Annotated in this window: 2 protein-coding genes; both read right to left on the bottom strand. The window is 63.7% G+C overall.

The features are described 5' to 3' along the window. Positions 1-178: 178 nt before the first annotated feature. Positions 179-577, bottom strand: a complete 399-nt coding sequence (locus EOA22_RS34590) for a hypothetical protein (RefSeq protein WP_063170888.1) — start codon at positions 575-577, stop codon at positions 179-181. Positions 578-630: 53 nt separating this feature from the next. Further along, a partial coding sequence (locus EOA22_RS34595) for a type IV secretory system conjugative DNA transfer family protein (protein WP_164756218.1) occupies positions 631-1,129 on the bottom strand: 499 nt, incomplete at its 5' end.

Genomic DNA, 1,129 nt, shown 5'->3' on the forward strand with positions numbered 1-1,129 from the left:
GATGATTGCCTGCCACGATGGTCCCCGTTCGCTGCGGCGAGCCTGTTCGTGCCGCGGTCGGGGATGATTAGAAGAGGCATGAATACCGACCTTGCAACAGGCTAAATCGGTGAGCGTAGCGCGGCGTGCAGAGACTTGCCGAATGCGGTACGGCGATCTCGCGGCCTGGCGCTGCCATCTACCGCGACGGGGAATCATCCGCGCCGGTTGGTGACGCCGGGACTTCATCAGCGATTTCCTGTCTGAACTTTGGTCCCTTGCTCAGCCTGCGGCCAAGCGCGTCAACGAACGCGTCATACCGCTGCAGGCCTTTCGCACGGGCTTCCGCCTGCGCGGATTCGGGCAATGCCGGGGTCGAGTTGAGCCAGAAGCGCACGAACAGAGCCAGTGTCTCGATGGCGATGCCGACATCGCGCTCGACACGCTGCACACGCCGGTCGATCTGATCGAGACGACGGGTGATTGCCGCCTCCTTCCGCTCCTCGGCATCCGGTGAAAGGAACGAGGCGATCGCGGCCTCGGCGATCAGCGACAGCGACACATCGCGGCGTGCCGAGTAGTCGGCAAGCGCGTTCATGACGTCAGGATCGAGATAGGCCGAAAGCCTTCTCTTCTTGGCATCCTTCACGTTCAAAGCCCGATGCCGTCATCAGGATCGAGGGTGGCCTGCCGTGCAGCGCGCCGCATAGCCTGATCGGCCGCCCGCCGACGCACCGTGTCATCATCGGATTCGTCCCAGTCCAGATCGAACTCTTCATTGAGCTGTGCCTGCGGTTCCGGCGCGATATCCTCGTGTTCCGGGAGCTCAGGCTGACGGCGGATGCCGCCATTTTCCGGATCCCCGTCCTGCGGGTCCGCAGAGAGCCCGGATTGCAGAGGATTGCGTTTCGGCACCGGAGGGACTGTAGCGCCGGTCCAGTCATCCGGGCGCGGTGGTCCTGAGGCCGTTTCAGGGTTCGGTGGCGGCAGGACGCGCCCTGCGAGACGTGGATCGGCAAAATAGCGTGCTTTCTTGGCCCGGATCGGGAACAGGCCCGAAACCATGACGATGGCATCGCTCGGTGGTAGTTGCATGATCTCGCCGGGCGTCATCAGCGCACGCGCCGTTTCCTGCCGCGAGACCATCAGA

Source organism: Mesorhizobium sp. M7A.F.Ca.US.014.04.1.1, assembly GCF_003998745.1.
GTDB classification, from domain to species: Bacteria; Pseudomonadota; Alphaproteobacteria; order Rhizobiales; family Rhizobiaceae; genus Mesorhizobium; species Mesorhizobium ciceri.